Raw genomic sequence first — 26,942 nt, 5'->3', positions numbered from 1 at the left:
TGCGAGCGTTATCAATTTTGATTAATTCAGAGATTGGAAGCTTGGTTCAGTCTTATTGTTGAATTGATTCTTAACTTAAACTCCCATTCAAACTGAGCCGAGATGAAAAGAAGAGCCTTACTTCAGCAATCCATTATGGGAATGCTTTCCATTCCATTTCTTAGAAAAAGTGATTTCCAATTGTCAGCATCTGAGTCTGAGCTAACAGAGGAGTGGGAAGGGCAGTTTAGCCTCGATAAAATTCAGGATGAAACTTTTTGGAAACGTTTTAAATCATCGCATTACGATGTGACGGACAAATGGATTAACCTTGAAAATGGCTATTTCGGAGTTCAACCTAAAATGGTTGTTGAAGCTTATATTGAGGCTATTCAGAAGGTAAATAGTCAGAATTCAGGTTTTGCCAGAAACACCTTTTCTCAAAAGGAATTTGGTCCAATTATGAATACCCTTGCTGAGTTTTCGGGAGCCCAAAGAGAAGAACTTTTAATCACCAGAAATGCTACAGAAGCATTGAACATTTTGATTCAAGGCATGCCTTTTCAATCTGGTGATGAAGTTATACTTCACGATCAAGATTACCACAGCATGATTGAGGCTTTTGAAATGCTGGAAAAGACTAAAGCAATCAAGATCAATAGAATTGAAGTACCTTTGATTCCGGAAAGCGATGATCAAATTGTGTCTGCGTATGAATCGGCCATCACCCCGAAAACAAAGTGCATTTTGGTTACCCATCTTATTCATTTAACGGGGCAAGTTATGCCAGTTAAAGCCATTTCGGATATGGCAAAAAAGAGAGGGGTGGATGTAATTGTGGATGCCGCACATAGTTTTGCTCATATCGATTTCAAAATTCCAGATTTGGGTTGTGATTTTGTTGGGGTCAATCTTCACAAATGGTTTAGCGCTCCTTTGGGAATGGGGTTGATGTACGTAAAGAAAGAACGAATCAAAGACTTGAGCCCGATGTTTGGCGATGTGGGGCAGAGGAAAGACAGTATTAACAAGTTGGGACACTTTGGAACCTTGGCTTTTCCTACATTGCTCACAGTACCCAAAGCAGCGGAATTCAATAATATGGTCACATTACCTGTAAAGGAAGCTCGTTTGAGGTATCTTCAGAATTACTGGACAAAGGAATTGAGGAGCATAAATAATGCAGAATTACTAACCCCAATAGAACCTAAAAGAAGCTGTGCTATGGCGGCTTTTCGATTGAAGAATTTGGATGTGGACCAGACAATCCAAAAGTTATACGAAGATTTCGGAGTATTCACTGTTAAGCGCAACTTACCTCACAATGAAAAGGCGATTCGAGTTACGCCTAATCTTTACACCACCACAGAAGATGTAGATAGACTGTTGGAGGGAATCAGTAAGTTGAGCAAAGTTTGATCGTAAGAATTAAAATCGCATAAAAAAGCCCAACTCAATGAATCGGGCTTTTGTCTATTCTCTGACGTCTAAAATCTAACGTCTATTATTATTTCTTGTTTTGCTCTTTAATCAAGTTCAAAGCAGAACCTGCTCTAAACCAGCCAATTTGAGCTTCATTGTAAGTGTGGTTCGCTACAATTACATCTTTGCTTCCATCAGCGTGAACAAACTCAATATTCAATGGTTTGCCTTCAGCAAATTGATCTAAATCCAAGAAATTGATAGTGTCGTCTTCTTGAACTTTGTCATAATCGTTCTCATTTGCGAAAGTAAGTCCCAACATACCTTGTTTCTTAAGGTTTGTTTCGTGAATACGGGCAAAAGACTTCACCAATACTGCTTTAACGCCAAGGTGTCTTGGTTCCATAGCAGCGTGCTCTCTTGAAGAACCTTCACCATAGTTATGATCACCCACAACAATAGTAGGAATACCTTCAGCCTTGTATTGGCGCTGAGTAGCAGGGACTGGACCATATTCACCAGTGATTTGGTTTTTCACTTTGTTGGTTTCTTGGTTGAATGCGTTTACCGCACCAATCAAGCAGTTATCAGAAATGTTATCCAAGTGACCTCTGAATCTCAACCATGGACCAGCCATAGAGATGTGGTCAGTAGTACATTTTCCGAAAGCTTTAATCAAAAGCTTAGCACCAGTAATGTTATTGCCATCCCAAGGTTTGAAAGGCTCCAATAACTGAAGTCTTTTAGAATCTGGTTTTACAACTACTTCAACATCGCTACCATCTTCTGCAGGAGCTTGGTAACCGTTGTCTTCTACTGCGAAGCCTTTTTCTGGAAGTTCTTCCCCTACAGGAGGATCAAGCTTAACTTGCTCTCCGTTTTCGTTGGTTAATGTATCTGTGATAGGGTTGAAGCCCAAGTCGCCTGAAATAGCGATTGCAGCCACCATTTCTGGAGAGGTTACAAAAGCGTGAGTATTTGGGTTACCATCTGCTCTTTTCGAGAAGTTTCTGTTGAAAGAGTGAACGATAGTGTTTTTCTCACCTTTATCTGCTCCTGTTCTGTCCCACTGGCCAATACAAGGGCCACAAGCATTGGTGAAGATAGTTGCGTCTAAATCTTCAAAGATTTTCAATAAACCATCTCTTTCAGCAGTATATCTCACCTGCTCAGAACCTGGGTTGATACCGAAATCTGCTTTGGTTTTTAATCCTTTATCTACAGCTTGTTGCGCAATAGAAGAAGCTCTTGAAAGGTCTTCGTAAGAAGAGTTGGTACAAGAACCGATCAATCCCCATTCTACTTTCAAAGGCCAGCCGTTTTTCTCAGCTTCAGCTCTCATTTGAGAAACAGGAGTGGCTTTATCTGGAGTGAAAGGACCGTTTACATGTGGTTCCAAAGTGTCTAAGTCAATTTCGATTACTTGATCGAAATACTTTTCTGGATTAGCATAAACCTCGTCATCACCTGTTAGATGCTCACGAATTCCATTAGCCAATTCAGCAACATCAGCACGGCCGGTAGCTCTTAGGTAACGCTCCATTGAATCGTCATAACCGAAAGTTGAAGTAGTAGCTCCAATTTCAGCACCCATGTTACAAATTGTACCTTTACCTGTAGCTGAAAGTGATTGAGCTCCAGGGCCAAAATATTCTACAATAGCACCTGTTCCACCTTTTACGGTTAAGATACCAGCTACTTTCAAAATCACATCTTTAGGGGCGGTCCAGCCATTCATTTTACCGGTTAATTTAACACCGATAAGTTTCGGGAATTTCAATTCCCAAGCCATTCCAGCCATAACGTCTACTGCATCGGCACCACCAACACCAATGGCAACCATTCCTAGTCCACCAGCATTAACAGTATGAGAGTCAGTGCCGATCATCATTCCGCCAGGGAAAGCATAGTTCTCCAATACTACTTGGTGAATGATACCTGCTCCGGGTTTCCAGAAACCAATGCCGTATTTGTTAGAAACAGATTCTAAGAAGTTGAAAACCTCTCCAGAAGCTGTTAAAGAATTTCTTAAATCTTGTTCGGCACCTTGTTTAGCTAGGATTAAGTGGTCGCAGTGAGCGGTTGATGGAACAGCCACTTTATCTTTTCCAGCTTGCATAAACTGCAATAGAGCCATTTGAGCCGTAGCATCTTGCATGGCTACTCTATCAGGAGCAAAATCTACGTAGGACTTACCTCTTTCAAAAGCCGTTGAGGCTTCTCCGTCCCAAAGGTGAGCGTAAAGGATTTTTTCGGATAAAGTGAGCGGTTGGCCCACAGCTTTTCTTGCTGCTTCTACACGAGAAGGGAATTTCTCGTAAACAGCTTTAATCATATCAATATCAAATGCCATAAGGGAAGTTTTATGTTCTTTGCTGTATACAAAACTAACTTGTATAGGGCTGGCAAAGTTATCACTTTTCGCAAATAATAAAATCCGTAATTGTGTAAGCTTTGCCTATTTATCAATCCTTTTTGAACTGCTCTAGTTCCTTGTTAATGGCATTTGTAAGCTCGTTGTAGCGAGTTTGAGCAGAATGACTAATCGCAATAGCGTTTTGAATACGGTTAATTCTTAAATAGATTAAATCTATAAAAGCGCGGTCGTTTAAGAGTTGGCGAATTATTCGATTGATTTGGCTGTCAGAAATCTCAATGGCTTCGCTGTTTTGATAAGGTTCCAAAAGAGAAATTACCCTGCGTTCGGTCAAAAATGTTTCAATCTGGTTTTGAATCAATAGGTTATCGTTTGTTCTCAGATCTTCAATTTGATTAAGGGCATTTTTAAAGTGTAAGGCTGCTAGAAGTACTGAAGAAGATGGATTCGTTTTTACAGAAAGGGTAAATTCTGAAATGCTTGGGAGATTTTGCTTTAAAAGCTGGCGAATTCCCATTTTCAATGTATCGGGTTCTACAATCCGAATTCCCGTTTCAATCAATTTTTGTAAAACTTCTTCTTGACTGACTAATTGTGATTCTAAATCGACTAAGTATGATTCATGAGTTTTGGCAAGTCCTGAGAGTGTGGTTAACTGAAGCTTTTGGTTTTCTAGATTCTGTTTTTGAGCTTTCCATTTATTGAATTGATAGAATGAGATCACTCCTAAACCAAGAATGATCAGGAAAAAGAGGAGTGCTGTAAATAAACCTGATGATTTTTTTCTTCTGTTGGAACCAAGGTATTGAGCCAAAACTTAAAAAATTAATAGTGAGATACTAAAGATAATTAATCCCACCATCATTATTAAAAAAGAATAAGGAAGAATATCCTTTGCCTTTAGTTTTGTGATTCCCAAAAGCGGCAAAGCCCAGAAAGGCTGGAGCATATTGGTCAGCTGGTCTCCATACGAAAGTGCCATAACCGTTTTGGGAATTGAAACGCCAAGGTTTTGAGCGGCTTCAGTTACAATTGGCCCTTGAACTGCCCATTGGCCGCCTCCGCTAGGAACAAAAACATTCACAATAGCTGCGCTTAAAAAGGTAAATAATGGCAATGTGGTGGCATTAGCTATTTCCATAAACCCTTGGGAGAAAAGTGCACCTAAACCAGAATATTTCATTATGCCCATAATTCCTGCATAAAGAGGAAATTGAATGATAATTCCTGAAGCTCCGCCAATGGCTTCTTCTATGGCCGAAATAAACTTTTGAAAGCTACCATGAAGAATTACAGCCAACCCAAATAGAAAGAAGTTAATGTAATTGAGGTTGATAAAACTCCAACCTACTTCCGATGGGCTAATGAAAATTTGTCTGATGGAAAGAAAGCAAATTACACCTCCAAAAATGAACGCTAGCCATTTAGCATTGTCAAGTTTTTCAGCGCCTGTCAACAGTGGTTTTTTCTCTGTTTCTTCCGAAAAGGAAATGTAATTCAACTCTTGGTCAGAACTTCTTTTGCCTAGAATGAAAAATGTAAGAGGAACAATGATTAACAAAAGGAGAGAGGTGACCAAATTCATGGATGAAAACAAAGTTTGGTCTATGCCTATTTGCCCAATTTCTTGAATAAGAAAATGATTCTTTCCCGAAACTGTTAGAGGAGCTGAACCAGAAAATCCTCCATGCCAGCACATCATGCCGCTGTAACCTGCGGCTCCTAAAAGAGGGTAATTCAGTTTCCAGCCTTTAGCCTTGGCCTTTTCAGCCACTTTTCGGGCGAAAATAGCACCAAAAACCAAGCACAAACCCCAGTTAAATAAGCTAACTAAAATGGTAAGTAAGCTAATGGTAAAGGCTGCCCTTGCTGATGTGTTACACGATTTTGTGAATTGATTGATCAGGCGATCTATCATGGGAGTAAGTGCCAAAGCATGGCCAAGAATTAGAATCAAAGCCATTTGCATGGTGAATTCTAAGAGCTCCCAAAACCCAGTTTCCCAATATCCTAAAATGGTAAGACCATATACAGAACCTGAATTTTCTGGCCTTTGAGTGAAAAAAAGTGCAAGAAAATAAGTGACGGCAGTTAGTAATACCGCAATTGAAAATGGTGAAGGCAGATATTTTTGAACAAACTTTAGGTATAAATTCTCTTGTCGCATATACCAAAACTAGCAATTCGGAGGATGCGGACAAGAGTAATGTGTTCGGATGGTTTTAGGCGATTATAACCCAACTCATGAATTTGTTGCTTTACCTTCTTTAAGTTGAATGAGCTTGTCTAGCTTTTTCAGTCGGGTAGACCAAAAATCGTCAAAGAACTCTATCCAGTTTTGAAGCGCAGTGAATCCGTCTTGTTTTAAAATGCAATAACGTTCGCGCCCAACGTCTTCAATGGAAATAAAGCCTGAGGCATTCAACACTTTTATATGTTTGGAAACCGCAGGGCGACTCATTTCAAAGTTTTCCGCAAGAGCATTAATACTCATACTGTCTTTATACAAGAGCATCAGTATTTCACGCCTGCTGGGATCGGATAGTGCATGAAATGGATCGGTAATTTGGCGTTTCATTGCTTGGCTAATTTTAGAAGTTCATCTAGCCTACCTTTCACGTTAATTTGCCATCCTTTATTCATGATGATATAGCTTATATAATTCTTCATTCCTTCAAAACCACTATGCTCTAAGCGTAATTCTGTTCCGTTTTCCTTTTCTGTCAACGTCCAAGTTACGATAGAATCCAAGGTGATTTTTCCTTTCTTAGGGCCTCCTTTCCACGAATAGGCAAGTGTTTTATAAGGTTCAACTTGTAAAACCTCACAATAAATATTGCCGTCAAAACCGATCTTTACTTTAGGCTTGGCATGAAACATAAACTTATGACCAATAATAGGTTTGAAGTCATTCTCCATCAACCATTCCGCGAGCAAATCCGAATCCGTTAAATATTTCCAGATCACTTCTGGTTTGTGAGGAAAGCTCCAAACATGAACAATATCCTTTTTCATAAAGCGTAACTTTTGGGTTACGTAAATTTATGTAACTTCTAGGTTACTTGAAAATGGCTTTTACAAAAAATTAAGAATCAGATAAAACTTGTGTGAGCAATTCTTTTAGCTGAGCAATTTTAAAGGGTTTTTCTAAGGAGGCGGTAACACTGAGGTTGGTTGTTTCTTTCTCAATATCAACCGAGCCCGTTAATAAAATCGAGGGAATTTGATCGAATGCTTTCTGATCTTTGGATTTCAGCAATTCAATTACATCATAAGCCGTATAAAGGCCAATGTGAAAGTCGATTAAAAGCGCATCAAATTGTTCTAAATCTGTGATCTCTTTTAAATCATTAAAATCGCTTACGGTTTGTACTTTGTAATCCTTTCTCAATGCCATATTCAGCATTTCGAGATACTCTGCACTGTCATCAATTATGAGCAGCTTCTTCACCATACGTTAATCTATAATTTTCTATTAAGCAGTTAAAACCCTGAATGGCGCCTTCAACTACTTTTCCCTGATCTAAATCTTCAGAATGATGGAGATAAGTTAAGAAGTTTTGCCAAGTGGTTTGGTCTGCTTCATTGGGTTCAAAAAACAAAAAATGATGATGGTTCAGGTGTGGCATACGGCTCAATTTCGCGTGAATAACCTTTGCGCCTAAAGTAGAACCTAAAGCTACATAGAGTAAACCTACGGCTTTAGACAGATCAACTTGGCCTAAAAAGTCAGTTTCATTCGAAATTTTTGCGCCTAATGTCTCTAAGTCATTAGCTGCCAATTCGGCTCTTTTGGGTGTGAATTCATTTAATTCTATAATTGAGGATAGTTTCTTTTCTAGTATTTCGAAAAACAAATAATTGGTTTGAAGAATATGGATCAGCTCATTTTCCTGAAGTGTCTTGTTCATGATTTTTTCAGCATACAACAATTCTTCAAGCTGTTTGTGAAGGGGAGCGGTGGCCTCTCGAATAGCGGCTATCATACTATACAATTGAGCTGGTATAATTATGATTGAGCCAGAAATTGCAAGTGTCTTCTACCATCGATCGGATTTTTTTAATGCCTGAAGGTTTTGTCAAATAAGCGTTTGCCCCAAGATTCAAAGCGCTGCTTACATCATTAGGGCTATCGCTCGATGATAAAATTACCACAGGAATATGACGGGAGTCATTCAACTCTTTTAACGATTTCAGAATTTCCAATCCGTTAATGTCTGGCAAATTAAGGTCGAGTAAAATCATTCTGGGACGCACCTGAGGACTAGCGCCTGTTTTTAGAGAAGCCATGGCCAATAAACCAGCTTCAATAAAATGGACATTTACCCTCATAGTGGTGGATTCAAAAGCTTTCGACAAGAAGAAGCGAAAGTCTTCATTGTCTTCTATACACAGAATATCTACTTGATTCATACAAATTTCTTTAAGCTGAGCCTAAACGTGGAACCGTCTCCCTCACGGCTTTCTACCCAAATTCTTCCTTTTTGTTTCTCAACAGTTCTTTTTACGATGGCTAGACCAACGCCCGTGCCTTCAACCTCGGTTTTTGAGGGTACTCTGCTAAATAAGCCAAAAATTTTGTCTCTTGCCACTTCTGGAATCCCTATTCCGTTGTCTTTAATGGAAAACTCAACCTCTTCTTCTCTTTCTGAAGCTGAAATTATAACGTGTGGTGTTATAGAAGAATCAGTATATTTAATAGCATTGTCTATCAAGTTTAGAAATATCTGATAGATCATGGTTTTGTTTCCCCAAACTAGCGTGTCTTTAGGAACCTGAATGTCAATAGTGCTTTCTCTTCGGTTTACCTTCATCTGAGCAGCTACTTGATTAATTAAGCTTTTAACATTCACTTTTTCCAAAGTAATTTCTTCTCTGCTGATTTTAGAATATTGAAGAATACTGCTGATCATTTCTTGCATTAAATCAGCATTACTAGACATTTTGGCTAAAAATGGATCGGTAGAAGCAATATCTTTATGTTCTTCCATAAAAAGCTCCAGATAACCTTTAATGGTGGTTAAAGGAGTTTTTAGGTCGTGAGAAAGTGTGTAACTGAAAGAATCCAGTTCTTCATAAGCTTGGTTAAGTTTTTCATTCAGCCTTCTGATTTCGTTGGACTTAAGTTGTAAAAGTGAATGCACCTTTTTGAGCAATCGCGTAGCGGAGTTGATTTCAGCTTCGCTCCAAGCTTCCGAAGTATTTCTTACCTGTTGCGACCAACTTTCAAATGATTTTCGAGGCGAAATTCTGATGTTTCCATCCTTGTCTTTCGAAATGTCTTTATTGTTTTTACCAGCCCAAGTTACATTCACCAACTGTTCTGGTTTAAACCAAATGATATGCTCGTGTAGTTCTTCTGAAATGGTAAGCGCAAGCAATCCACTGGCTTTTTGGCTGTAGCCAGACGATTCTGGAAAGAACTGGCTCAGATTGGTAGTTTGAAATAATTTGCCTCTGAAATTCTGAGAAGAAAGCCATCGCATAATATGTCTCACTTCAGTTTCGGTTGGCGTTTCTCCAACTAAAACTAACTCTTCATCAAAGCAAATGGCACCTCCAATAGCTTCTGTAATATCTAGGAAATTGGTTTTATGGGCGGTTAAGCCCTTAATTACATCCCAATCTTCACGCATATGAGATTCTAAGCGCTCAATGGTAGAATCGTATTGCGTTTGTGCTTTTTCGCTTTCTTCTCTGCTTTTAAGCTCAATTAAATTTGAAAGGTATTGAGATATGATTTCGCTCGACTTTCTTTGGTCATAATTCAAGAAAATAGGTTCTGAATGATGGCAGGCAATCAAACCCCAAAGTTCTCCTTTGTGTAATAAGGAAATGGAATAACTAGCGGAAACCCCGCCCATATTTTTTAAATATTCTATATGAATAGGAGAGACAGCCCGAATGGGTACTTGGCTCAAATCTAAGGGTTCTTCTTTGGCGGAAAGTATGGGAACAGGCGTAGAATGAACGTCAGAAATTAAACGAATGAGATTCTTTTTATAGAGTGCTCTCGCTTGTTTAGGGATGTCCGTAGCAGGGTAGTGGAGGCCTAAAAAGGGAGTAATGTCCTCTTTTCTTGCTTCAGCAATTACTTCTCCATGCCAATCTTCCCAAAACTTGTAAATCATTACTCTATCCAAGTTTAAGAGGTTGCGGAGCTGCGTGGCAGCCACCTGCATTAGCAACTCAAAATCATCATTTGCAAGATTCAGTTTCAGTATGATTTCGCCCAGAATCATTTGGTTTTTCATGGGCATATCATCAGAACCTTGAGGTTCCAAACTCAAAATGATCATGTCTTCGTGTTCAGAAGAAATGATGTTCAATTTTGTGTCTCTGATGGTTACTTTATAAGGATTGTGGCTTGAGAAATTATTTCCTCTGAGCTGCACGTTCAACAATTCTGTGAATGTATCTCCTTTAACCGGAGTTTCTATTTTTTTATCAAAAACGCTGATGGACTGCCCCACTAAGTCTTTTTCTTGAAAAAGCTCTTGGCAGTTTTCACTTACGTATTGAATGATATAGTCTGTTTTTGTAACGGCAATTAAATATCCATGGGCCTGAACAAAACCTATTTGGTGAATAGGTTCTTTGTCACAGTTAGACAAATTCTCGTTCAACTGTTCTTTTGAGTCAAATTCTGCTTGCATAGCTCGGTTTGATTGAGGTTTAAAAAACCATTTGGGATTTCTGAAAAACTACTTAAAAAATGAGACAATCCATATCGATGGTTTGTAATAGAAGAGCCACATTTTATATAGAACAGCAGAATGTGGTTAGTGTTATAAAAAATTACGAACGGCTAATGATTTTTGCCTCGCTGGTTGTACTCCTTGATTTTAGCGTTAAGCATTTTAAAGTCAATTTTACCTTTGGCATCTCTCAGGTGCTCTAGAATGGCCATTCCCTTATTGAGTTGACTGTCAATGTTTTTAACCTTGCCCACGATGTAAATCAGGCTGCGTTGCTTGCCAGGGGTAAGTTTATGGAAGTAGTGACTGCCTTCTTCATCTTGATCGAGAAGTACTTGAAAAAACTCAGGTATGGGGATTCCATATTCTGAAGTGTCCTTTTCTAGCTTCAAATTAACAGAATCACCTTCTTCAATCTTAAGTTTCTTCCTTACCTCTTTATTCACCATAATGTAGCTGCTATCGCCAATAGGCATAAGTGCTGTATGAATGGTGACTTGATCGTTAACGATGCAAACTACTCTTCGGTGATCGCCATCGCTAAATTGAGCCGTTATCTCAGCGTTTATGGGAAAATGGTAACTCCAAATGCTATAATTAAGCTGTTCTAATGTGGTTGTGAGAGTTACCATAATCAAAGTTTATTCTGAAGCTTTTGAACTATTGCCCGACAGTTTTAAAACATACATGCTTGGCCAAAGCTTACCCGTTACAATCATGGTTTGGGTAGATTCGTGCCAAGCAATTCCATTTAAAACGTCAATAGATTGATTGAGCATTTTTGTGCGATAGGTTATATCTGAAAGGTCTAGAAATGCTTCGATTTTTCCGGTCTTGGCATCAATTTTAGCAATAAGATCTTTAAGGTAAATGTTTGCCCAAATGTATCCATCCACATATTCAAGCTCATTTAGGCTGCTTACAGCAACGCCTTCATAAGTCACATTCATTTTGCTTTTTACCGCTAAAGTAGCGGTGTCCAGAAAATATAAAGTGTTAGAACCATCGCTCATAATAAGGTCTGAGCCATTGTCTGTTAGTCCCCAACCTTCAGTTTGATAAGAAAACTCCTTTAGTTTTTCAAAATTCTTCAAGTCATATACAAAACCAGTTTTTTCTTGCCAGGTGAGCTGATAGATTTTGTTGTTCAAAATGGTAATGCCTTCACCAAAATATTTATCGTCAAGAATTACCTTTTTTTCTGGTTTTCCCGATTTAGGGTCGACAATACCAATCCACGAACCTTCGCGTCCGGTACTTTCAAAAAGTTGACTATCATGAATCAAAAGTCCTTGCGTATAGGCCGTAGGATCGTGAGGCATAGTTTGCTCCACTTTGTAAGAAATCAATTCCGGATTGCTAATGGAATGTTTTTCCTTTTTAGGGCCACAAGAGGCTACCAATGTGAATACAGCCGATAAAACTGCGTATTTATAGTTCATGCTTAGTTGTTTCAATTTTAAGATTTCATAAGTTCTCTGGCACTCTCCAAAGAACTGTCGGAGAACTGTTTGCCTCCAATCATTTGTGCAATTTCGGTAAGTCTTTCCTCAGCCGATAGAGGTCTGATATTACTCGATGTCACACTTTCTTCATTGTCTTTGTACACAAAATAATGCGCTTTTCCTTTAGCTGCAATTTGTGGCAAGTGGGTAATGGTAATTACTTGGTGATTTTCAGCCATTTTCGACATCATTTGTGCCATTCGAATGGAGATTTCACCCGAAATACCAGCATCAATTTCGTCAAAAACTATGGTAGGAAGTGCAGTTTTGTCCGCCAAAATGAATTTTACGGCAAACATCAATCGTGAAAATTCACCTCCAGACGCTACCTGTTTTAAAGCCTGAGGTGCAATTCCTTTATTGGCAGAAAATAATAAGTCTACTTTGTCAATTCCAGATTCTGATGGTTCTTTTTCCGTATGCTGAATACTGAGACGAGCATGAGGCATGCCTAAATCGGCCAATAAAATGCCAATTTCAGTTTCAAAGGTTTTGAACATCTTGATGCGTGATTGGCTGAGCGTTTTCCCTGTTTTCTGAACCAAGGACAAGGCTTTGTCTGTGGCTTTTTGAGCTTCTTCAATGGCCTCATCAAGATTGCCCACTTTCAGAACCTTGCTGCCTAATTCCTCATATATCTTGATGAGCGCAGAAATATCGTTTACTTGATGCTTTTGTTGAAGTTTATAAATCAGACTTAATCTTTCTTGAACTTCTTCTGTTCGCTGAGGATCATACTCAACTTTTTCTTCTTCGCCTTCAAGTTCAGCAATTACATCCTTCAGCTCAATCCAAACGCTTTGCAGTCGTTCAAAGAGTTGTTCGTATTCTTTAGAAAACTTCTGAATTTGGCCTAATGCTCCCTTGGCTTCTTGAAGCATTTGGTTTGTATTAAAGTCTGACTGATCCAGAGCAGAGAGGGCATCGTTCAGTTTCAACTTAATTTCTTCAGCGTTTTCAAGCTTATTGAGTTCGCTTTCGAGGCTTCCTTGTTCATCAGCAGAAAGTTGAGCCTTATCCAATTCATCAAACAAAAATTGATGATAATCTGCCTCTTTTTTCAATTCTGAAGATTCAGAAATAAGCTCTTCCAGAATGCTTTGCTTCGCTGCATAATCTTGAAAAGCCTGAACATAGCTCAGTTTCAAATCTTGATTCTGGGCAAAGGCATCGATTAGACTCAGCTGATATGCATTTGAGCCCAATAGGAGATTATCGTGTTGAGAATGAATGTCCATCAATCTTCGGCCGAGTTCTCTTAAAAAATCAAGATTGGTGAGGCCATCATTCACAAAAGCTCGAGATTTTCCACTTGGACTAATTTCCCTTCTTACAATACACTCGGTTTCATAGTCCATCTCGAATCTCTCAAAAAGTGGCTGCAGATTATAAGCCGAGATGTCAAATGTGCCTTCGATAACACACTTCTTTTCTTGATCGAGCAATGATTTAGTGTCCGCACGGTTGCCCAGAAGCAAGCCTAATGCTCCTAGAATAATTGATTTTCCTGCACCGGTTTCTCCAGTAATAATATTGAGTTGGGCGTGAGGTTCAATTTCGAGCCTTTTAATCAAGGCGTAATTTTCTATACTCAAACATTGCAGCATAGCACAAATGTATCAATTCGAAGGGCTAAGGACAATATTCGGGCTTAAGTTAATTGTGATGAAATTGCTATGAATGGGCAGAATTCTCCTAGTTCTGAACAATTTTTTGGTATTTGCCTCTGCGGGTAGGGTCGAGCTTCAGAAGTTCATTGTACACTTCCCTTCTTGTATTCATTTGGCCTTCCGAAAAAATGTTGGTGATTTCTTCATTTTTTGAATCAAGAAATGAAATGATAAGAATGGCGTTGGGCAAAACCCTGTTCACTTCTTGAACCTTTTTGATTACTTCTTTAATAACCTCTCTGCTTTCTTCTGGCTTGTCTTTAAACTTGTCCATGCCATTGATGTGGTAATCGTAAAAACCTTTTCTGATGGCCTCAAATTGATTATTCACAACCAAATTTTCGACCAGCCAATATCTATTTCTTCTGCTTTCAAATTGTCCCCAGCCTAAGCCACCGTTGTTTTGAGCATTATTTACAATATCTAATGCGGTTTGAAAAAATGGTGTTCCACCCAATGGGCTGAACGAGTTGTAATCTATGCCAATAGCGATGTAGGCGTAGTAGGCGAGGAGGGATGAAATATTGTTGAAGAAGCGGTTTCCGTTGAAATCGAGGATTTGACCTTGTGTAAACTGAAATTCCCAGTTTCGGTCGGCAAAATTCAGAAGTAAAGTTTCGTAGGAAGTGCCATAAACAGGACGAATCACTTGAATTTGAGCGCTGGCTTTAAACTGGCCAATGGTGGGCTGTTCTAGAATGGTAAGGATTAAATTTCCCTTGATTTTTTCGTTATTCTGAAAGTTGTCTTCCGTCCAAACTCTATCATTAAAGAACTGTTGAAAGGCTGTTTCCATTTGAGAGAAAATACCTCTTTCTGTAGTTTGAACATTATCGGCATTAATACTTACTGTGAAATTCAACTCTTGAGCAGAGAGCTGAAAAGGGAGATAAAGTAGAAAAAAGCTTAAGGTTTTAAGCTTCCAGTTTTTTAACAATGGCATTAATGATGTCTTTGGCAACTTCCTTTTTGGTCTTTAACTCAAAATCCTGAATATTATTTTCTCTATCAATGATAGTGATTTTGTTTGTGTCGTGGCCAAAGCCTGCACCACTATCATTTAGGGAATTCAAAACGATGAGATCAAAATTTTTGCTCTCGATTTTCTTTTTGGCGTTGTCCATCTCGAATTCAGTTTCCAAAGCAAAGCCAATATTCAATTGATTAGCCTTTTTCAGCGCGCCTAATTCTTTGGCTATGTCAGTGGTTTTCACCAATTCGATGGTCATGGAATCGCCTTTCTTTTTGATCTTCTGATCGGCTACTGTTTTGGGAGTGTAATCGGCTACTGCAGCAGCCATAATGTTGATGTCGCTCGTCTTATTAATCTCTAAACAAGCTTCATACATTTGCTTGCCCGACTTTACTCTCTTTAAGGTTACATTCGGATGCGAAATACTCAGGTTTGTAGGGCCAGAAACCAACGTAACGTTTGCGCCTTGGTTTGCAGCTTCTTCGGCCAGAGCAAATCCCATTTTTCCTGAAGAATGATTTCCGATAAAGCGAACGGGGTCCAAGGCTTCATATGTAGGCCCAGCGGTAATTAAAATTTGTTTACCAGCCAGTTTTGATGAACCTGAGAAATAATCAGATAGGAAATTGAGTAGATGCTCAGGTTCAGCCATTCTTCCTTGGCCAACCAAACCACTCGCTAATTCGCCATGTTCAGCTTCAATTAACGGATTGCCATAACTCGTAAGCTTGGCGATGTTTGCCAAAACCGCAGGATGTTGGTACATATCCAAATCCATAGCTGGGGCAAAAAACACAGGGCATCGGGCAGAAAGATAAGTAGCCAACAAAAGATTGTCACATGCACCATTGGCCATTTTTGCCAGCGTATTGGCACTGGCAGGAGCAATAATCATAGCATCGGCCCAAAGGCCAAGATCTACATGATTGTTCCATTCGCCTGTTTCGTCTTTTTTAAATTCAGTTAAAACAGGTCGTTTAGAAAGGGTAGAAAGCGTTAAGGGAGTGATGAATGCATGGGCCGTTTCAGTCATTATAACCTGAACTTCCGCGCCTTCTTTCACAAGTAACCTAACGAAAATAGCAGCCTTGTAGGCTGCTATACTTCCGGTTACTCCCAGAATAATCTTTTTACCCTTTAACATTGAGTTTATTTAGATTCTGAAGATTGTTCAGCATCTCTCATTCTCCAATAGATTTCTCCATTGATGAACTCTTCAACAGCCATTGCAGTTGGCTTAGGCATTCTTTCGTAGAATTTAGAAATTTCGATTTGCTCTCTGTTTTCGAAAATTTCTTCAAGGTTATCTACTGTAGAAGCGAACTCTGAAAGTTTTCCGTTTAGTTCTTCTTTCATGTCGCTAGCAATTTGCTTAGCTCTTTTAGAGATTACTGCGATTGATTGGTAGATGTTTCCCGTTTGATCTGCCAACTTATCGGTGTCACGGGTTACAATTGATGGGCTAGCTGCCATAATTAAACTGTTTTATTTAGTTCTTCTAATTGTTTTACTGATTTGCTGTAGTAGTCATTCACTTTGTCGGTGTATTGGCTACTTGGGTACTTCTCGATAAACTCTTTGTAATAGTCTATCGTTCTGTTCAACCTTTCTTTTTTCTTGGAAAACACACTGTTCGTGGCTAATTCATATCCAGTTTCTACTGAAAGGTAAAGTATTTCTTCGTTGTATTTCGAATCAGGAAAATCATTTTTGAAAGCATCGAAAGTAACGAGTGCTGCTTCCAAATAGTTTCTATATGTCAATCCTGTTGAAAGTCTGTGGTAAAGTTTTGCCTTTAAGTAGGCTTTTGTCTCGAATCTTACTTGAAGCTCGTCAATAATTTTGTTGGCTTCTGTAAAGTATTTAGAAGAAGGCCATCTATTCAAGAAGTTCTGCATGGCCACTACGGCTTCTTCCGAACTTGATTGATCTAAATTGGCATCAGGCGCATCTTTATATAAGGCATAAGCGGCCATATATTCGGCCTCTTCAGCATATTTACTTCTTCCGTAAGTTTGGTAGAATGTTTTAAAACGGAAAGAGGATAATTGGTAAAGTCGTTGATAGTAAAGGCTATACGCCCAGTAAAACTGAACTTTTTCCGCTTCAATTGTTCCTCTGTAATAAGGAGAGATTTTTTCGAACAGTATTTGAGCTTTACCATACTTGCCTTGTTCGTAAAAGGCGATGGCTCCTTTGTATAGCTCTTCAAAGTCGTTGCTTTTTTCAAGTTTGGCCAATCTAGTGGTACAACTCGAAAAGCCAATAAGTGTAATTAAAAGGGCTATAAATACCGTTTTTTTCATAAGTCCGCAAAGTTACCAGTTATGTCCGATAATTCCAATCTTCTGACAATGTGCTTATTCTACAAATAAAGTAAGTTTTAGGCCTCAGTTTTAGAGATTAACCTTTTTTAACTCCCAAGGGCGTTTTCTCTAAAAGCTGCTCGGGTTCTCTTTTCTTTTCAATTGGAGCAATGCCTTTAATCTGTTCGAGGGTGGGTTTTTGGTCAATCAACCATTTAAAACCTTTCAGCTTTTTCTCAGGAGTAACGATCTCTGTTTCGGGTACAAGCCTACCGTCCACTTCCTTGTAGGTTCTTAGTTGAGTTACCGTATTTTTATCGAAATAGAGCGCCATGTTTGAACAGGTTAATTTGTTCATCGTCAGGGAATTGTTCTTGACATCTTTGGCGAAGTAAATGCTTTCTCCATTGCCAAATACATCGGTTTTCCGAATAAAACCTTCGTTGAAAGTCACTTCCATATTCCGCCCTTTTACCTGGTTGAAGTTTTCAGCGCTATCGGCAGAAATCACAAAAGAATTTTGGCGCAAATGCATTTTAGAAATTCTGTTATTGGCCAGTTGAATGCGGATTGAATCAGAAGAAATTTGGCTGTCCGTATTCCAAATCAACGGAGCGGAATACATATAAATGGTTGAATCCATCATGTTATACGAAACCGAATCAGCCGCGCCCTGAAAGTCAGTTTTATAAAGTTTCACATTATGAAAGGCCGTTAAATACTTCTGGCTATCCAATTCGTTTTGAACCGATTTAATGGTGTCGCCTTTGATGAATAGGCTATCGCCTTGCATCATTTTTTTCAAGTAGGCATTATCGTATACATAGGCCAAACTTTCATTTTTGAAATATTTGGCATGGTCGCCATAAACGGTCAATGAGTCTCCAAAAGTGGTGAGTTCCACTTTTTGATCTGCCTGATAATATTTCAAGCTGTCATCTGCAATTAGTTTTTCTCCTTTGATATGATAGTCTTCGGTTTGAATATAGCCATCATAAACTTCGCTGTACTTGATTTGCGACTTGTACAGAAACCCTTTGTTGCTGGAAAGTGTGTCGCCTTCGGCAGAAACTCCAAGCGTTTTGCCTTCCGATCTGGCTACTTTATCAATTGTGGAGTAATTGAGCGTATCCGTTTGCAAGTCGAAATCTGGATTATCGAGATTTACTGAATCGAGAAAAAGTGCCTTTTTGGTTAGCGAGTAATAGTAACCTCTTTTGCTGGTTAGTACATTTGCGCTGTCCAGTAGTTTCCCTCCATCCTGATAATATCCAGTTTCTGTTTCTCTATTGTAATCTAGGTAATCAGTGAAGAGTTGGGTTTCATCATCCTTCAAAATTACATTATCTCTGATTTTAACAATGCGTTGATTTCCCAGGTATTCCATGTAGTCTCCGGCTAAATCAAGAGAATCTACAGTGTCAATTACTTTTACGTGCCCATAAGCAATCGCTCTGTTGGTTTCATTGTATAGATAGGCCGAATCGCAATATATGGTTGTGGTTTCTTGGGTAAGAACCACAGAGCCCACCAATCTTCGGAGTGTCAAACCGTCTTTGGTTGACTGGTATAAATACTCAGCAGAATCGATGCGAACTCGCTTTTGACCAAAGGTCGAAAGTGAAAGCAACAGAAATGATATTAGGAAAAGTGGTCTTGCCATGCTTTAAGAAACCGCAAAATTATTGATTTATGCTAATTTTGATCCATGTTGAATCGGTTTTTGGAATTTATCAAAAAGCATGCCTTGATCAAGGGGCATGAAAAGCTGCTTTTGGCAGTCAGTGGTGGCACCGATTCCATGGTGCTTTTGCACCTTTGCCATTCAGCTGGCTTCGACATCGCAGTGGCTCATTGCAATTTTGGTCTCAGGGCTGAAGAGTCCGATGGAGACGAAGAATTGGTTAGAAATACCTGCTTAGGTTATGGAATTCCATTCTTCACCAAAAAACTAAAGGCCAAAGTTTATGCAAAGGAAAATGGTGTTTCAACCCAAATGGCGGCTCGAACTTTAAGATATGCTTGGTTTGAAGAAGTTTTAAAAACTGAAGGTTTTCAAAAACTTGTCGTAGCCCACCATGCTCAAGATAATTTGGAAACCGTGCTTTTGAACTTGGTTCGGGGAACGTCCATTTCTGGTTTACGAGGAATGTTGCCACAAAATGGAAACATCATTCGCCCAATGCTTTGCTTTACACGAGAAGAAATTGAAGGCTATCAAATAGAGAATCAGATTCAGTTTAGGGAAGACAGTTCAAATTTGTCGGACGATTACAAGCGCAATTTCTTGAGGCATAATGTAGTCCCTTTGTTGAAGGAATTGAATCCTAATTTGTTCACTACTTTGGAGAACACATTAGAGAAAAATCTTGAAGTTGAAAAAGTTTTTAAGCGGCATGTTTCCGAACTGAAGTACTTAGTAGAGAAAGATTCAGAAGACTTTAAGATTTCCATTGAGGCATTAGAACAAAAGAAGGTTGGGCCTTATCAGCTCCATAAACTGATCGAAGATTTCGGGTTTAATTTTGAGCAGGCCAAGGAGATTCTAGAGGCCAAGGATGGACTTTCTGGAAAGTCATTTCTTTCAGAATCGCATCAGCTTGTTATTGATCGGGATTACCTCTTTATTTTCTCCAATCAGAAAACAGAATTTAAACCTATCCGTATTTCAGAAGGCGTTTCTAGCTTTGCTTTAGACGATAAAATTTATTCGGTTCGAATCCATGAAGGAAACAGCATTTTTGATAAAAACCCGAAGCATGCGGCCTTGGATTTCAACGAGTTGAAATTTCCTTTAGAAATCAGGTCATGGCGCCAAGGCGATGCTTTTGTTCCGCTTGGGATGAAAGGCAAAAAAAAGCTCAGCGATTTTATGATTGACCAGAAATTTCCTCTAAACTTAAAACAAAGGGTCAAAGTAATGACTTCTGGAGAAGACATTGTTTGGGTGATTGGCCATAGGGTAGACGACCGCTTTAAGGTAACTTCAAAAACTCAACAGATATTTAGCATTAGCGAACATGTATAATCCGTTCAAGAAAACATACAGCCAAAACGAAAAGGATCAGATTAACTTTTTAAGGTCGGTGGAGCCTTTCAGTAGACTTACCGATGACGAGCTTTTTGTTTTTACGCCTTACCTCTATAAAAGGAAGTACAAAATGAACGAGGCGGTTTTCTTCAGCAAAGATCCTAGCCAAGCGGTTTACATTATTAACCATGGAAAGGTGAAGCTGTGCATGGAAAGAAATGGTTCGTTTGAGGATTTGCTCGAAATTGGCGATCGTGAATGTTTTGGCGACAACGCATTCTTGAAAGATTCTCACCGCCTTTATAATGCTTTGGTTTCTAGCGATGGAGCGGAACTTTTTGTGCTTCCTCAAGGTAACATCATCGATATTTTCGAATCATACCCCCGAATCAGGGCCTCAATCATGGAAAGCCTAATGATTCGCTATAATGAATACACCTTGCAGTTGTTCAAATCTTATCAAGAATCTTACGGGTTTTTCGAATTAAAGCAGGCTTATTCGGCCAATTCCGCCTCTCGTATAAACTTAGAAGACTAGGTTTCATTTACATCCCTTGGTTACTATCTTTGTCGTGTTTGAAAGTAACTAACCCTATATCACATGAAAGTAACTGTTGTAGGTGCCGGAGCAGTAGGTGCCAGTTGTGCTGAATATATAGCCATTAAAGATTTTGCCGCAGAGGTAGTATTAATCGATATCAAAGAAGGTTTTGCTGAAGGTAAGGCCATGGACTTGATGCAAACGGCTTCATTAAACAGCTTCGATACCAAAATTACTGGAACTACGAACGATTACAGCAAAACTGCGGGTAGCGATGTGGCTGTGATTACTTCTGGTATTCCTCGTAAACCAGGTATGACCCGCGAAGAATTGATCAGCACCAATGCTGGTATTGTGAAATCAGTAGCTGAAAACTTGATCAAGCATTCTCCTGAGGTAATCATCATTGTGGTTTCTAACCCAATGGATACTATGACTTACCTAACTCACAAGGCTACTGGTCTTCCTAAAAATAGAATTATCGGTATGGGTGGTGCATTAGACTCTGCTCGTTTCAAATATCGTTTGGCCGAAGCTTTGGATGCTCCAATTTCTGATGTGGATGGTATGGTAATCGGTGGTCATAGCGATACAGGAATGATTCCTTTGACAAGATTAGCAACAAGAAACAGTGCTTTGGTTTCTGATTTCATCAGCGCTGAGCGTATGGAAGAAGTGAAGCAAGAAACTAAAGTAGGTGGAGCTACTCTTACCAAATTATTGGGAACTTCTGCTTGGTATGCTCCAGGTGCAGCGGTTTCTGCTATGGTTCAGGCTATTGCCAACGATTCTAAGAAAATGTTCCCTTGCTCTTGCTTGTTAGCAGGCGAATATGGTTTAGACGATATCTGTATCGGAGTTCCTGCTTTGATTGGCGCTAAGGGTATTGAAGAAATCGTTGAAATTAAACTTACTGACGAAGAAAAAGCAGAATTGACTAGCAGTGCTGATGCTGTTAGAAAAACCAACGGATTGCTATAATCCATTTCTAAAGAAAATTAGGTTTAGAAGAGATCGCTTTTGGCGGTCTCTTTTTTTTATGCCTTGCCTTTTCGTTTTAATATTCGAATAAACGATTATAGAAAATAAAGGGATTGGCCAAATTCTGGTGTTTTGGGCAAACAATAGCCCTTTCTGTGACCTTAATTATATAGTTAGAACATAGAAATTAAAATTTATGAATACATCAGAAAAACAAATTCAAGGCATAGAAAAAAGGTTGGACCTTCTTTGGGAACAACATAAACACGATCATAAAAAGGACGAAAAGCTGGGTACTTATGTAGACGTAGATAACTTGGCTATTCGCAATGCCGGGATTTCAAGAGGTAGTTTATCTTCTCCTGGAAGCTTCAAAACTTGGAGGAACAATACATCTTCTGGCCGCTACTTCCTAGAAGGTTTTGGCGCGGGTAGAACCCGAATGTTCAGAAGATAGAGTCAAATTAGTTTAGCAAAAAGCTGTTTTAGAGCAATTGGAAGTATTAAACCGCTGTCATGGTTTACTTTCATCTTTAAAGCAGCTTTTTTAATTTTTGGGCAGCGCGATTTTTTTAACAGTTGCTGTAACGGGTATGACATCCACTTCTCCTTCTTTCCACATAAAAATCACATCCTGAGTTTTCCCTATTAGAATACCGCTTTTTGTTTCATTGTCCACATAGGTTATTTCAATGGGTTTCGATTCTAGTATTAGGTTTTTGGAAATTTGACCATACATATCGGCAGCTACATATAGATAAACAATAAATCCAAAGGCAAAGGCAGAATACCTGAATGTGCTAAACCAGCTTTTTTTGTCCCAACCGAAGGTGGAGCGAGAATAGGAAGTGGGATATTTTTTCTGCCAAACAATATCAAGCCTAACAAGGCAAAACGAGAAGAACATTGAAACGATAGAGAAAAGCAGGATTTTATAATCCGCGAATGGCGCAAGCAAAAAATCAAATACGTCTGAATAATCGAAAATATTTATGCCAAATTCTGCGTACAGCTGATAGTTAAAGAGCATTCCGATACCAACTGTAAGAATATAGGCCAAAGAGATTACGGTTTGCATTTCTTTGATTATCAGTTCATAAGCGTCTTTGATTAGACCTTCCTTCAGTGTGTTTCCATTTGGCATCTTCAAAAATGCCTAAAACCCAATTCACTTGCAAAACAGCTTTAGAGTTTGAGCTATATTGAAACATAGTGAATGTTTGATTTTTGTAATTTTTGCTTTGAAAGCTGCTAAAAGAAAGTGATTGATTTTCAGGATTTTGTAAAGAGATGATTACAAAGCGATGAAGAGAGTGTACCGTTTGGGGTTGCCATATTTGATTTCAAGTTTTAATCAGGTCATTTCATCGAATCTGAATACTGGCGATTTTGAATAGAACATCAGTCTGGTTTACAGTTTCAAAAATCAATTTAACCGAGCAAAATGAAATGCATTACAGTTGGTTTGAATTGCTTGAATATGATAAATTTCTAATCATGAAAGGTGCAGAATCATTAGAAGAGTTTTATAAAAGAAAATTTCAGTGGGTTCCTGAAGAAATCAGAAAAGATATTGGTCATTTTAACCTTTTTCGGCTTAAACCTGACTTTTGCGGGCCTGAAAGCATTCCTTACAGAAGGCGGGATTTTTACAAAGTGATGCTGATGAAAGGCCACAGCCGTGTGCATTATGCCGATAAAGTTGTGGAAGTAAGGGATTATGCGCTTTCGTTTTCAAACCCGAAAATCCCATATAAATGGGAGCATATTGAACCGATGGAAGAGTGTACTTACTGTATTTTCAGTGCGGATTTCTTTCATCAGTTTGGGCATTTTCAGGATTACGAAGTGTATCAGCCCAACGGTACCCACATATTCGAACTTTCAGAAGAACAGGCTGCCGAAGTGCGGTTGGTTTTCGATAAAATGGAAGCAGAGTTTAAGTCAGAATATAAATACAAGTATGATGCGGTACGAAACCAGATTTTCGAGTTGGTTCATTATGCACTAAAACTCCAGCCTTCAGCGCAGTTGAATGTGCAGCCTATAAATGCTTCCAGAAGAATTTCCATGTTGTTTATGGAATTACTGGAAAGGCAGTTTCCTATCGATGAGCCTAACCAATATGTAGTAATGCGTTCAGCTTCCGAATTTGCAGGGCATTTGAATGTGCACGTAAATCATTTAAATAGAGCAGTAAAACAAACCACGGAAAAAACCACGACTTAGATTATTGCAGAACGGATTATGCAAGAGGCGAAAGTACTTCTGAAGCAAACTGCTTGGTCTGTTTCGGAGATCTCATTTGCCTTAGGGTTTACAGAAGTAACTCACTTCAACAACTTCTTTAAAAAGCACCAAGAGCTCAGCCCCCTGAAATTTAGAAATGGCTGAGGAATAGAGAAATCATTTTGCTTTGATCTCCGTTAGCGTTAAAGAAACGAGCAATAGGGCTTCACCGCCCTTCTAAAATCTTCCCATTGTTTGATTTTCATAAGTCTCTATTGAAAAAGCTTCGTTATTTTTAAATTGATATTGAATAAGCAATCTGAAAACATAAAATATACTTCATGGCCAATTTTACTTTAAACATTAATGGAAAGCAGAAGCAGGTGGATGTCGACCCCAGCACACCGCTGCTTTGGGTACTACGCGACCATCTGGATATGGTGGGCACAAAATACGGATGCGGAATTGCGCAATGTGGCGCTTGCACGGTTCACTTGAATGATGTAGCGGTTAGGTCTTGTTCTTTGCCGGTTTCAGCCATTGCCGATCAGCCGATTACTACGATCGAAGGTTTGTCTGAAAATGGTGATCATCCGGTTCAAAAAGCATGGTTAGAAGTTGACGTACCACAATGTGGCTATTGCCAAGCGGGCCAAATTATGAGTGCCGCAGCCTTGCTCAAGCAAAATCCAGCTCCTTCCGATGAAGAAATTGAGTTTGCTATGACCGGCAATCTTTGCCGTTGCGGAACTTATGTAAGAATCAAAGAAGCCATTAAATCAGCCGCTCAACTTTAAAACCATCCAAACATGACCTTAATAAAAACGAAAGTAGGAAGAAGATCATTTCTGAAAACCTCGGCTGCTGCTGGGGGAGGAATGTTGATCGGTTTTAGTTGGCTTACAAGCTGTTCTTCTTTGGAAAAAGGCAAAGAAGGCGTAGCGATTCCAAACGAATGGTTTGATATCAACGGTTATATCAAAATTGGTGATACGGGTATGGTGACCATCTATTCACCAAATCCTGAAATTGGCCAAAATGTGATGACTTCTATGCCAATGATTGTGGCAGAAGAGCTGGATGTGCCTTGGGAAAATGTAGTAGTTGAACAAGGTAGATTAGATGAAGATGCCTTTAAAAACCCTCAATTTGCCGGAGGTAGCATGTCCATTTTAATGGCTTGGGATCCTTTGAGAATGGCAGGCGCAGCAGGTAAGCGAATGCTTATGGAAGCTGCTGCTAAAGAATGGGGCGTGAAGGTTTCTGAAGTTTCAGCTAGCAATGGCGTAATCAAAGAAGTAAATGGCAGCCGATCAATCGATTATGGTCAAATTGCTTCGAAAGCGGTAGGTATTGAAGTTCCTGAAGAACTCGACCTGAAAGATCCGAAAGATTACAAGTTGATTGGTACTTGGAAGAAAAATGTGGAAGGTTCGAAAATCGTAACAGGAAAACCACTTTTCGGTATCGATTATAAGAAAGAAGGTATGCATTTGGCGATGATAGAACATCCGCCAGCCTTTGGTATGAAGGTGAAAAGCTTTAATACGGACGAAATTAAAGCTATGCCAGGTGTGCGAGATGCTTTTGTTATCGACACCACTATTCCAAATCCAGCATGGTCCGATGTAAATGTTTTCCAAAACCTTGTAGCCATTGTAGGCGATTCTACATGGCGATTGATGCAAGCTAAAAAAGCGCTCAAGGTAGATTGGGAAAGGGTAAGCGAACTGGAAAGTTCAGAAATGCATGAGCAGCGTTTGATCAAAGACCTTGAAAGCGGAAGAGTTCAAGATAGCCGTAAAGATGGTGATGTAGAAAAGGCGTTTGCGAAAGCGGCTAAGGTGATTGAGAAAACCTATACCTCTCCGTTTATGGCTCACAATACGCTGGAGCCTATGAACTTCTTTGCGCATGTAACCGAAAATTCAGCAGAGTTGGTTGGTCCAACGCAAACACCACAAGCGCTGAAAGATTCTGCGGTAAAATTATTGGGAATTCCAGCTGATAACATCTCTGTAGATATGACCCGTATTGGAGGTGGGTTTGGTAGAAGGCTTTATGTGCATTTTGGACTTGAAGCTGCGGCCATTTCTCAAAAAATGAAAGCTCCAATCAAATTGATTTATACCCGAGAAGATGATATGACTCAGGGCACTTATCGGCCAACTTACCGCTCTGTTTACAAAGCAGGTTTGGATAAGGATAATAACCTGATTGCTTTTTCTGCCAAAGGAGTAGGGCTTCCCGAAGGTCCGATTTTCCCGAATCGTTTCCCTGCTGGAGCAGTCGATAACTATTTGGCTGAGAAAAAAATGTCGAGCACGAATATTTCAACAGGTGCATGGCGTGCACCACGTTCGCATTTTACGGCTGGTGCTGAGCAAAGCTTTTTGGATGAAGTTGCAGAATTGGCTGGCAAGGATCCAATCGAATTTAGATTGGAACTGTTTGAAAAGGCCATGAACAACCCTGTTGGAAGTAAGTATGAATATGATGCAGCGCGTTATGCTGGTGTTCTCAAATTGGTGAAAGAAAAAGCCAATTGGGGTACAGAAACGCCTGGTGTATATCGTGGTGTAGCCGCTTATTTCTGCCATAATTCTTATGTAGCTCAGGTTATGGATATTGTGGTGGAAAACAACCAACCTAAAGTGAAAAAGGTTTGGTGTGCTGTGGATTGCGGTATCGTGATCAACAAAGAAGGTGCAACGAACATCATTCAAGGTGGAGTAGTAGACGGTATCGGTAGTGCGATGTACAGTCAGTTGACTTTCGAAAATGGTGCGCCTGTTCAGAAGAACTTCGACACTTATAAGCTGATCCGCCATAATCAGGCTCCAAAGGAAATCGAAGTATTCTTTGTTGAGAACACCATTTCACCAACAGGTTTGGGCGAACCTGGTTTGCCTCCAGCAATTGGTGCTTTGGCGAGTGCATTATATAAAGCCACAGGAACCCGTTTCTACGATCAGCCTTTTGCCCAGCAAAAACAGATTTCGCTAGGATAACGGTTTTCAAAATAGAATTCAAAATCACAATGGCTTATCGGTTTCGGTAAGCCATTGTTGCTTTCTGAAGGTGTATAGTTTGAATTTTGTAAGAATTGTTTTGTGTCTCATTATCCTTCCTTGATATTAAGGAATTTGATCAGAATAGAGATTTTATAATTAGATACTGAAAAAGGAGGGCTATTTGGCCTTCTTTGTTTTTTATCCGATTGATTTTCA

Annotated in this window: 27 protein-coding genes; 9 read left to right on the top strand and 18 right to left on the bottom strand. The window is 39.3% G+C overall.

Annotation, left to right across the window (positions count from 1 at the left end):
• Positions 1–102 precede the first annotated feature (102 nt).
• Positions 103–1,398 carry an aminotransferase class V-fold PLP-dependent enzyme gene (locus ACXACJ_RS09680; RefSeq protein ID WP_475134164.1) on the top strand — a complete coding sequence of 432 codons (1,296 nt, stop codon included), beginning with the start codon at positions 103–105 and terminating at the stop codon, positions 1,396–1,398.
• A gap of 88 nt (positions 1,399–1,486) precedes the next feature.
• Here the strand turns inward: ACXACJ_RS09680 and ACXACJ_RS09675 are convergent, their stop codons facing one another.
• From ACXACJ_RS09675 to ACXACJ_RS09595, 17 genes are all read right to left on the bottom strand, one after another.
• Positions 1,487–3,754 (bottom strand): aconitate hydratase, encoded by a 2,268-nt coding sequence (locus tag ACXACJ_RS09675; RefSeq protein WP_475134163.1) that lies wholly within the window; start codon positions 3,752–3,754, stop codon positions 1,487–1,489.
• 112 nt (positions 3,755–3,866) lie between these two features.
• Positions 3,867–4,592 carry a hypothetical protein gene (locus tag ACXACJ_RS09670; protein ID WP_475134162.1) on the bottom strand — a complete coding sequence of 242 codons (726 nt, stop codon included), beginning with the start codon at positions 4,590–4,592 and terminating at the stop codon, positions 3,867–3,869.
• 3 nt (positions 4,593–4,595) lie between these two features.
• Positions 4,596–5,945: a short-chain fatty acid transporter gene (locus tag ACXACJ_RS09665; RefSeq protein ID WP_475134161.1), complete on the bottom strand. Its 1,350-nt coding sequence runs from the start codon at positions 5,943–5,945 to the stop codon at positions 4,596–4,598.
• A 75-nt stretch (positions 5,946–6,020) separates the two neighbouring features.
• A complete protein-coding gene (locus ACXACJ_RS09660; protein WP_475134160.1) occupies positions 6,021–6,356 on the bottom strand; it encodes an ArsR/SmtB family transcription factor in 336 nt (111 codons plus the stop codon).
• Complete coding sequence (locus ACXACJ_RS09655; protein ID WP_475134159.1) at positions 6,353–6,793, bottom strand: SRPBCC family protein; 441 nt, start codon at positions 6,791–6,793, stop codon at positions 6,353–6,355. Before ACXACJ_RS09655 ends, ACXACJ_RS09660 begins: the two co-directional genes overlap by 4 nt.
• 70 nt (positions 6,794–6,863) lie before the next feature.
• Positions 6,864–7,232 carry a response regulator gene (locus tag ACXACJ_RS09650; RefSeq protein ID WP_475134158.1) on the bottom strand — a complete coding sequence of 123 codons (369 nt, stop codon included), beginning with the start codon at positions 7,230–7,232 and terminating at the stop codon, positions 6,864–6,866.
• On the bottom strand, positions 7,207–7,764 hold the full coding sequence (locus ACXACJ_RS09645) for a biliverdin-producing heme oxygenase (RefSeq protein WP_475134157.1): 558 nt from the start codon (positions 7,762–7,764) through the stop codon (positions 7,207–7,209). The genes ACXACJ_RS09650 and ACXACJ_RS09645 overlap by 26 nt, the downstream gene beginning before the upstream one ends.
• A gap of 1 nt (position 7,765) precedes the next feature.
• Positions 7,766–8,191 carry a response regulator gene (locus ACXACJ_RS09640; RefSeq protein ID WP_475134156.1) on the bottom strand — a complete coding sequence of 142 codons (426 nt, stop codon included), beginning with the start codon at positions 8,189–8,191 and terminating at the stop codon, positions 7,766–7,768.
• The gene (locus tag ACXACJ_RS09635; protein WP_475134155.1) at positions 8,188–10,434 is read right to left on the bottom strand and encodes an ATP-binding protein; all 2,247 of its coding nucleotides are present in this window, start codon (positions 10,432–10,434) and stop codon (positions 8,188–8,190) included. Before ACXACJ_RS09635 ends, ACXACJ_RS09640 begins: the two co-directional genes overlap by 4 nt.
• A gap of 152 nt (positions 10,435–10,586) precedes the next feature.
• Positions 10,587–11,108 (bottom strand): YdeI/OmpD-associated family protein, encoded by a 522-nt coding sequence (locus ACXACJ_RS09630; protein ID WP_475134154.1) that lies wholly within the window; start codon positions 11,106–11,108, stop codon positions 10,587–10,589.
• Between the two features lie 9 nt (positions 11,109–11,117).
• Positions 11,118–11,918 (bottom strand): glutaminyl-peptide cyclotransferase, encoded by an 801-nt coding sequence (locus ACXACJ_RS09625; RefSeq protein WP_475134153.1) that lies wholly within the window; start codon positions 11,916–11,918, stop codon positions 11,118–11,120.
• Positions 11,919–11,935: 17 nt separating this feature from the next.
• Positions 11,936–13,588, bottom strand: coding sequence for a DNA repair protein RecN (gene recN, locus ACXACJ_RS09620; protein ID WP_475134152.1), 1,653 nt, complete (start codon positions 13,586–13,588; stop codon positions 11,936–11,938).
• Positions 13,589–13,676: 88 nt separating this feature from the next.
• Positions 13,677–14,594, bottom strand: a complete 918-nt coding sequence (gene porD, locus ACXACJ_RS09615) for a type IX secretion system protein PorD (protein ID WP_475134151.1) — start codon at positions 14,592–14,594, stop codon at positions 13,677–13,679.
• Complete coding sequence (gene coaBC, locus ACXACJ_RS09610; RefSeq protein ID WP_475134150.1) at positions 14,566–15,768, bottom strand: bifunctional phosphopantothenoylcysteine decarboxylase/phosphopantothenate--cysteine ligase CoaBC; 1,203 nt, start codon at positions 15,766–15,768, stop codon at positions 14,566–14,568. Before coaBC ends, porD begins: the two co-directional genes overlap by 29 nt.
• A gap of 5 nt (positions 15,769–15,773) precedes the next feature.
• Positions 15,774–16,097 (bottom strand): DNA-directed RNA polymerase subunit omega, encoded by a 324-nt coding sequence (locus ACXACJ_RS09605; protein ID WP_475134149.1) that lies wholly within the window; start codon positions 16,095–16,097, stop codon positions 15,774–15,776.
• Between the two features lie 2 nt (positions 16,098–16,099).
• Positions 16,100–16,930, bottom strand: coding sequence for an outer membrane protein assembly factor BamD (locus ACXACJ_RS09600; RefSeq protein WP_475134148.1), 831 nt, complete (start codon positions 16,928–16,930; stop codon positions 16,100–16,102).
• A 97-nt stretch (positions 16,931–17,027) separates the two neighbouring features.
• On the bottom strand, positions 17,028–18,593 hold the full coding sequence (locus ACXACJ_RS09595; RefSeq protein WP_475134147.1) for an OstA-like protein: 1,566 nt from the start codon (positions 18,591–18,593) through the stop codon (positions 17,028–17,030).
• Between the two features lie 45 nt (positions 18,594–18,638).
• Between ACXACJ_RS09595 and tilS the strand changes: the two genes are divergently transcribed.
• From tilS to ACXACJ_RS09575, 4 genes are all read left to right on the top strand, one after another.
• Positions 18,639–19,958, top strand: coding sequence for a tRNA lysidine(34) synthetase TilS (gene tilS / locus ACXACJ_RS09590; RefSeq protein WP_475134146.1), 1,320 nt, complete (start codon positions 18,639–18,641; stop codon positions 19,956–19,958).
• A complete protein-coding gene (locus ACXACJ_RS09585) occupies positions 19,951–20,499 on the top strand; it encodes a cyclic nucleotide-binding domain-containing protein (protein ID WP_475134145.1) in 549 nt (182 codons plus the stop codon). The genes tilS and ACXACJ_RS09585 overlap by 8 nt, the downstream gene beginning before the upstream one ends.
• Positions 20,500–20,562: 63 nt before the next feature.
• The gene (gene mdh / locus ACXACJ_RS09580; RefSeq protein WP_475134144.1) at positions 20,563–21,483 is read left to right on the top strand and encodes a malate dehydrogenase; all 921 of its coding nucleotides are present in this window, start codon (positions 20,563–20,565) and stop codon (positions 21,481–21,483) included.
• A 196-nt stretch (positions 21,484–21,679) separates the two neighbouring features.
• On the top strand, positions 21,680–21,940 hold the full coding sequence (locus ACXACJ_RS09575) for a hypothetical protein (protein WP_475134143.1): 261 nt from the start codon (positions 21,680–21,682) through the stop codon (positions 21,938–21,940).
• Positions 21,941–22,030: 90 nt separating this feature from the next.
• Here the strand turns inward: ACXACJ_RS09575 and ACXACJ_RS09570 are convergent, their stop codons facing one another.
• Positions 22,031–22,627 (bottom strand): hypothetical protein, encoded by a 597-nt coding sequence (locus tag ACXACJ_RS09570; protein ID WP_475134142.1) that lies wholly within the window; start codon positions 22,625–22,627, stop codon positions 22,031–22,033.
• A 245-nt stretch (positions 22,628–22,872) separates the two neighbouring features.
• Between ACXACJ_RS09570 and ACXACJ_RS09565 the strand changes: the two genes are divergently transcribed.
• From ACXACJ_RS09565 to ACXACJ_RS09550, 4 genes are all read left to right on the top strand, one after another.
• A complete protein-coding gene (locus ACXACJ_RS09565; protein WP_475134141.1) occupies positions 22,873–23,712 on the top strand; it encodes an AraC family transcriptional regulator in 840 nt (279 codons plus the stop codon).
• Complete coding sequence (locus ACXACJ_RS09560) at positions 23,713–23,877, top strand: helix-turn-helix domain-containing protein (protein WP_475135079.1); 165 nt, start codon at positions 23,713–23,715, stop codon at positions 23,875–23,877.
• 176 nt (positions 23,878–24,053) lie between these two features.
• Positions 24,054–24,509, top strand: coding sequence for a (2Fe-2S)-binding protein (locus ACXACJ_RS09555; protein ID WP_475134140.1), 456 nt, complete (start codon positions 24,054–24,056; stop codon positions 24,507–24,509).
• Between the two features lie 12 nt (positions 24,510–24,521).
• A complete protein-coding gene (locus ACXACJ_RS09550) occupies positions 24,522–26,723 on the top strand; it encodes a molybdopterin cofactor-binding domain-containing protein (RefSeq protein ID WP_475134139.1) in 2,202 nt (733 codons plus the stop codon).
• Positions 26,724–26,942 lie beyond the last annotated feature (219 nt).

The organism is Roseivirga sp. AWQ4_251, from assembly GCF_056158225.1.
This window is presented reverse-complemented; position numbering and strand designations above follow the sequence as displayed.

Bases quoted from the DNA above. Each gene is read 5' to 3' on its own strand.
- ACXACJ_RS09680 (WP_475134164.1), top strand. From the start codon at position 103: ATGAAAAGAAGAGCCTTACTTCAGCAATCCATTATGGGAATGCTTTCC.
- ACXACJ_RS09675 (WP_475134163.1), bottom strand. From the start codon at position 3,754: ATGGCATTTGATATTGATATGATTAAAGCTGTTTACGAGAAATTCCCT.
- ACXACJ_RS09665 (WP_475134161.1), bottom strand. From the start codon at position 5,945: ATGCGACAAGAGAATTTATACCTAAAGTTTGTTCAAAAATATCTGCCT.
- ACXACJ_RS09660 (WP_475134160.1), bottom strand. From the start codon at position 6,356: ATGAAACGCCAAATTACCGATCCATTTCATGCACTATCCGATCCCAGC.
- ACXACJ_RS09655 (WP_475134159.1), bottom strand. From the start codon at position 6,793: ATGAAAAAGGATATTGTTCATGTTTGGAGCTTTCCTCACAAACCAGAA.
- ACXACJ_RS09650 (WP_475134158.1), bottom strand. From the start codon at position 7,232: ATGGTGAAGAAGCTGCTCATAATTGATGACAGTGCAGAGTATCTCGAA.
- ACXACJ_RS09645 (WP_475134157.1), bottom strand. From the start codon at position 7,764: ATGATAGCCGCTATTCGAGAGGCCACCGCTCCCCTTCACAAACAGCTT.
- ACXACJ_RS09640 (WP_475134156.1), bottom strand. From the start codon at position 8,191: ATGAATCAAGTAGATATTCTGTGTATAGAAGACAATGAAGACTTTCGC.
- ACXACJ_RS09635 (WP_475134155.1), bottom strand. From the start codon at position 10,434: ATGCAAGCAGAATTTGACTCAAAAGAACAGTTGAACGAGAATTTGTCT.
- ACXACJ_RS09630 (WP_475134154.1), bottom strand. From the start codon at position 11,108: ATGGTAACTCTCACAACCACATTAGAACAGCTTAATTATAGCATTTGG.
- ACXACJ_RS09625 (WP_475134153.1), bottom strand. From the start codon at position 11,918: ATGAACTATAAATACGCAGTTTTATCGGCTGTATTCACATTGGTAGCC.
- recN (WP_475134152.1), bottom strand. From the start codon at position 13,588: ATGCTGCAATGTTTGAGTATAGAAAATTACGCCTTGATTAAAAGGCTC.
- porD (WP_475134151.1), bottom strand. From the start codon at position 14,594: ATGCCATTGTTAAAAAACTGGAAGCTTAAAACCTTAAGCTTTTTTCTA.
- coaBC (WP_475134150.1), bottom strand. From the start codon at position 15,768: ATGTTAAAGGGTAAAAAGATTATTCTGGGAGTAACCGGAAGTATAGCA.
- ACXACJ_RS09605 (WP_475134149.1), bottom strand. From the start codon at position 16,097: ATGGCAGCTAGCCCATCAATTGTAACCCGTGACACCGATAAGTTGGCA.
- ACXACJ_RS09600 (WP_475134148.1), bottom strand. From the start codon at position 16,930: ATGAAAAAAACGGTATTTATAGCCCTTTTAATTACACTTATTGGCTTT.
- ACXACJ_RS09595 (WP_475134147.1), bottom strand. From the start codon at position 18,593: ATGGCAAGACCACTTTTCCTAATATCATTTCTGTTGCTTTCACTTTCG.
- tilS (WP_475134146.1), top strand. From the start codon at position 18,639: ATGTTGAATCGGTTTTTGGAATTTATCAAAAAGCATGCCTTGATCAAG.
- ACXACJ_RS09585 (WP_475134145.1), top strand. From the start codon at position 19,951: ATGTATAATCCGTTCAAGAAAACATACAGCCAAAACGAAAAGGATCAG.
- mdh (WP_475134144.1), top strand. From the start codon at position 20,563: ATGAAAGTAACTGTTGTAGGTGCCGGAGCAGTAGGTGCCAGTTGTGCT.
- ACXACJ_RS09575 (WP_475134143.1), top strand. From the start codon at position 21,680: ATGAATACATCAGAAAAACAAATTCAAGGCATAGAAAAAAGGTTGGAC.
- ACXACJ_RS09570 (WP_475134142.1), bottom strand. From the start codon at position 22,627: ATGCCAAATGGAAACACACTGAAGGAAGGTCTAATCAAAGACGCTTAT.
- ACXACJ_RS09555 (WP_475134140.1), top strand. From the start codon at position 24,054: ATGGCCAATTTTACTTTAAACATTAATGGAAAGCAGAAGCAGGTGGAT.
- ACXACJ_RS09550 (WP_475134139.1), top strand. From the start codon at position 24,522: ATGACCTTAATAAAAACGAAAGTAGGAAGAAGATCATTTCTGAAAACC.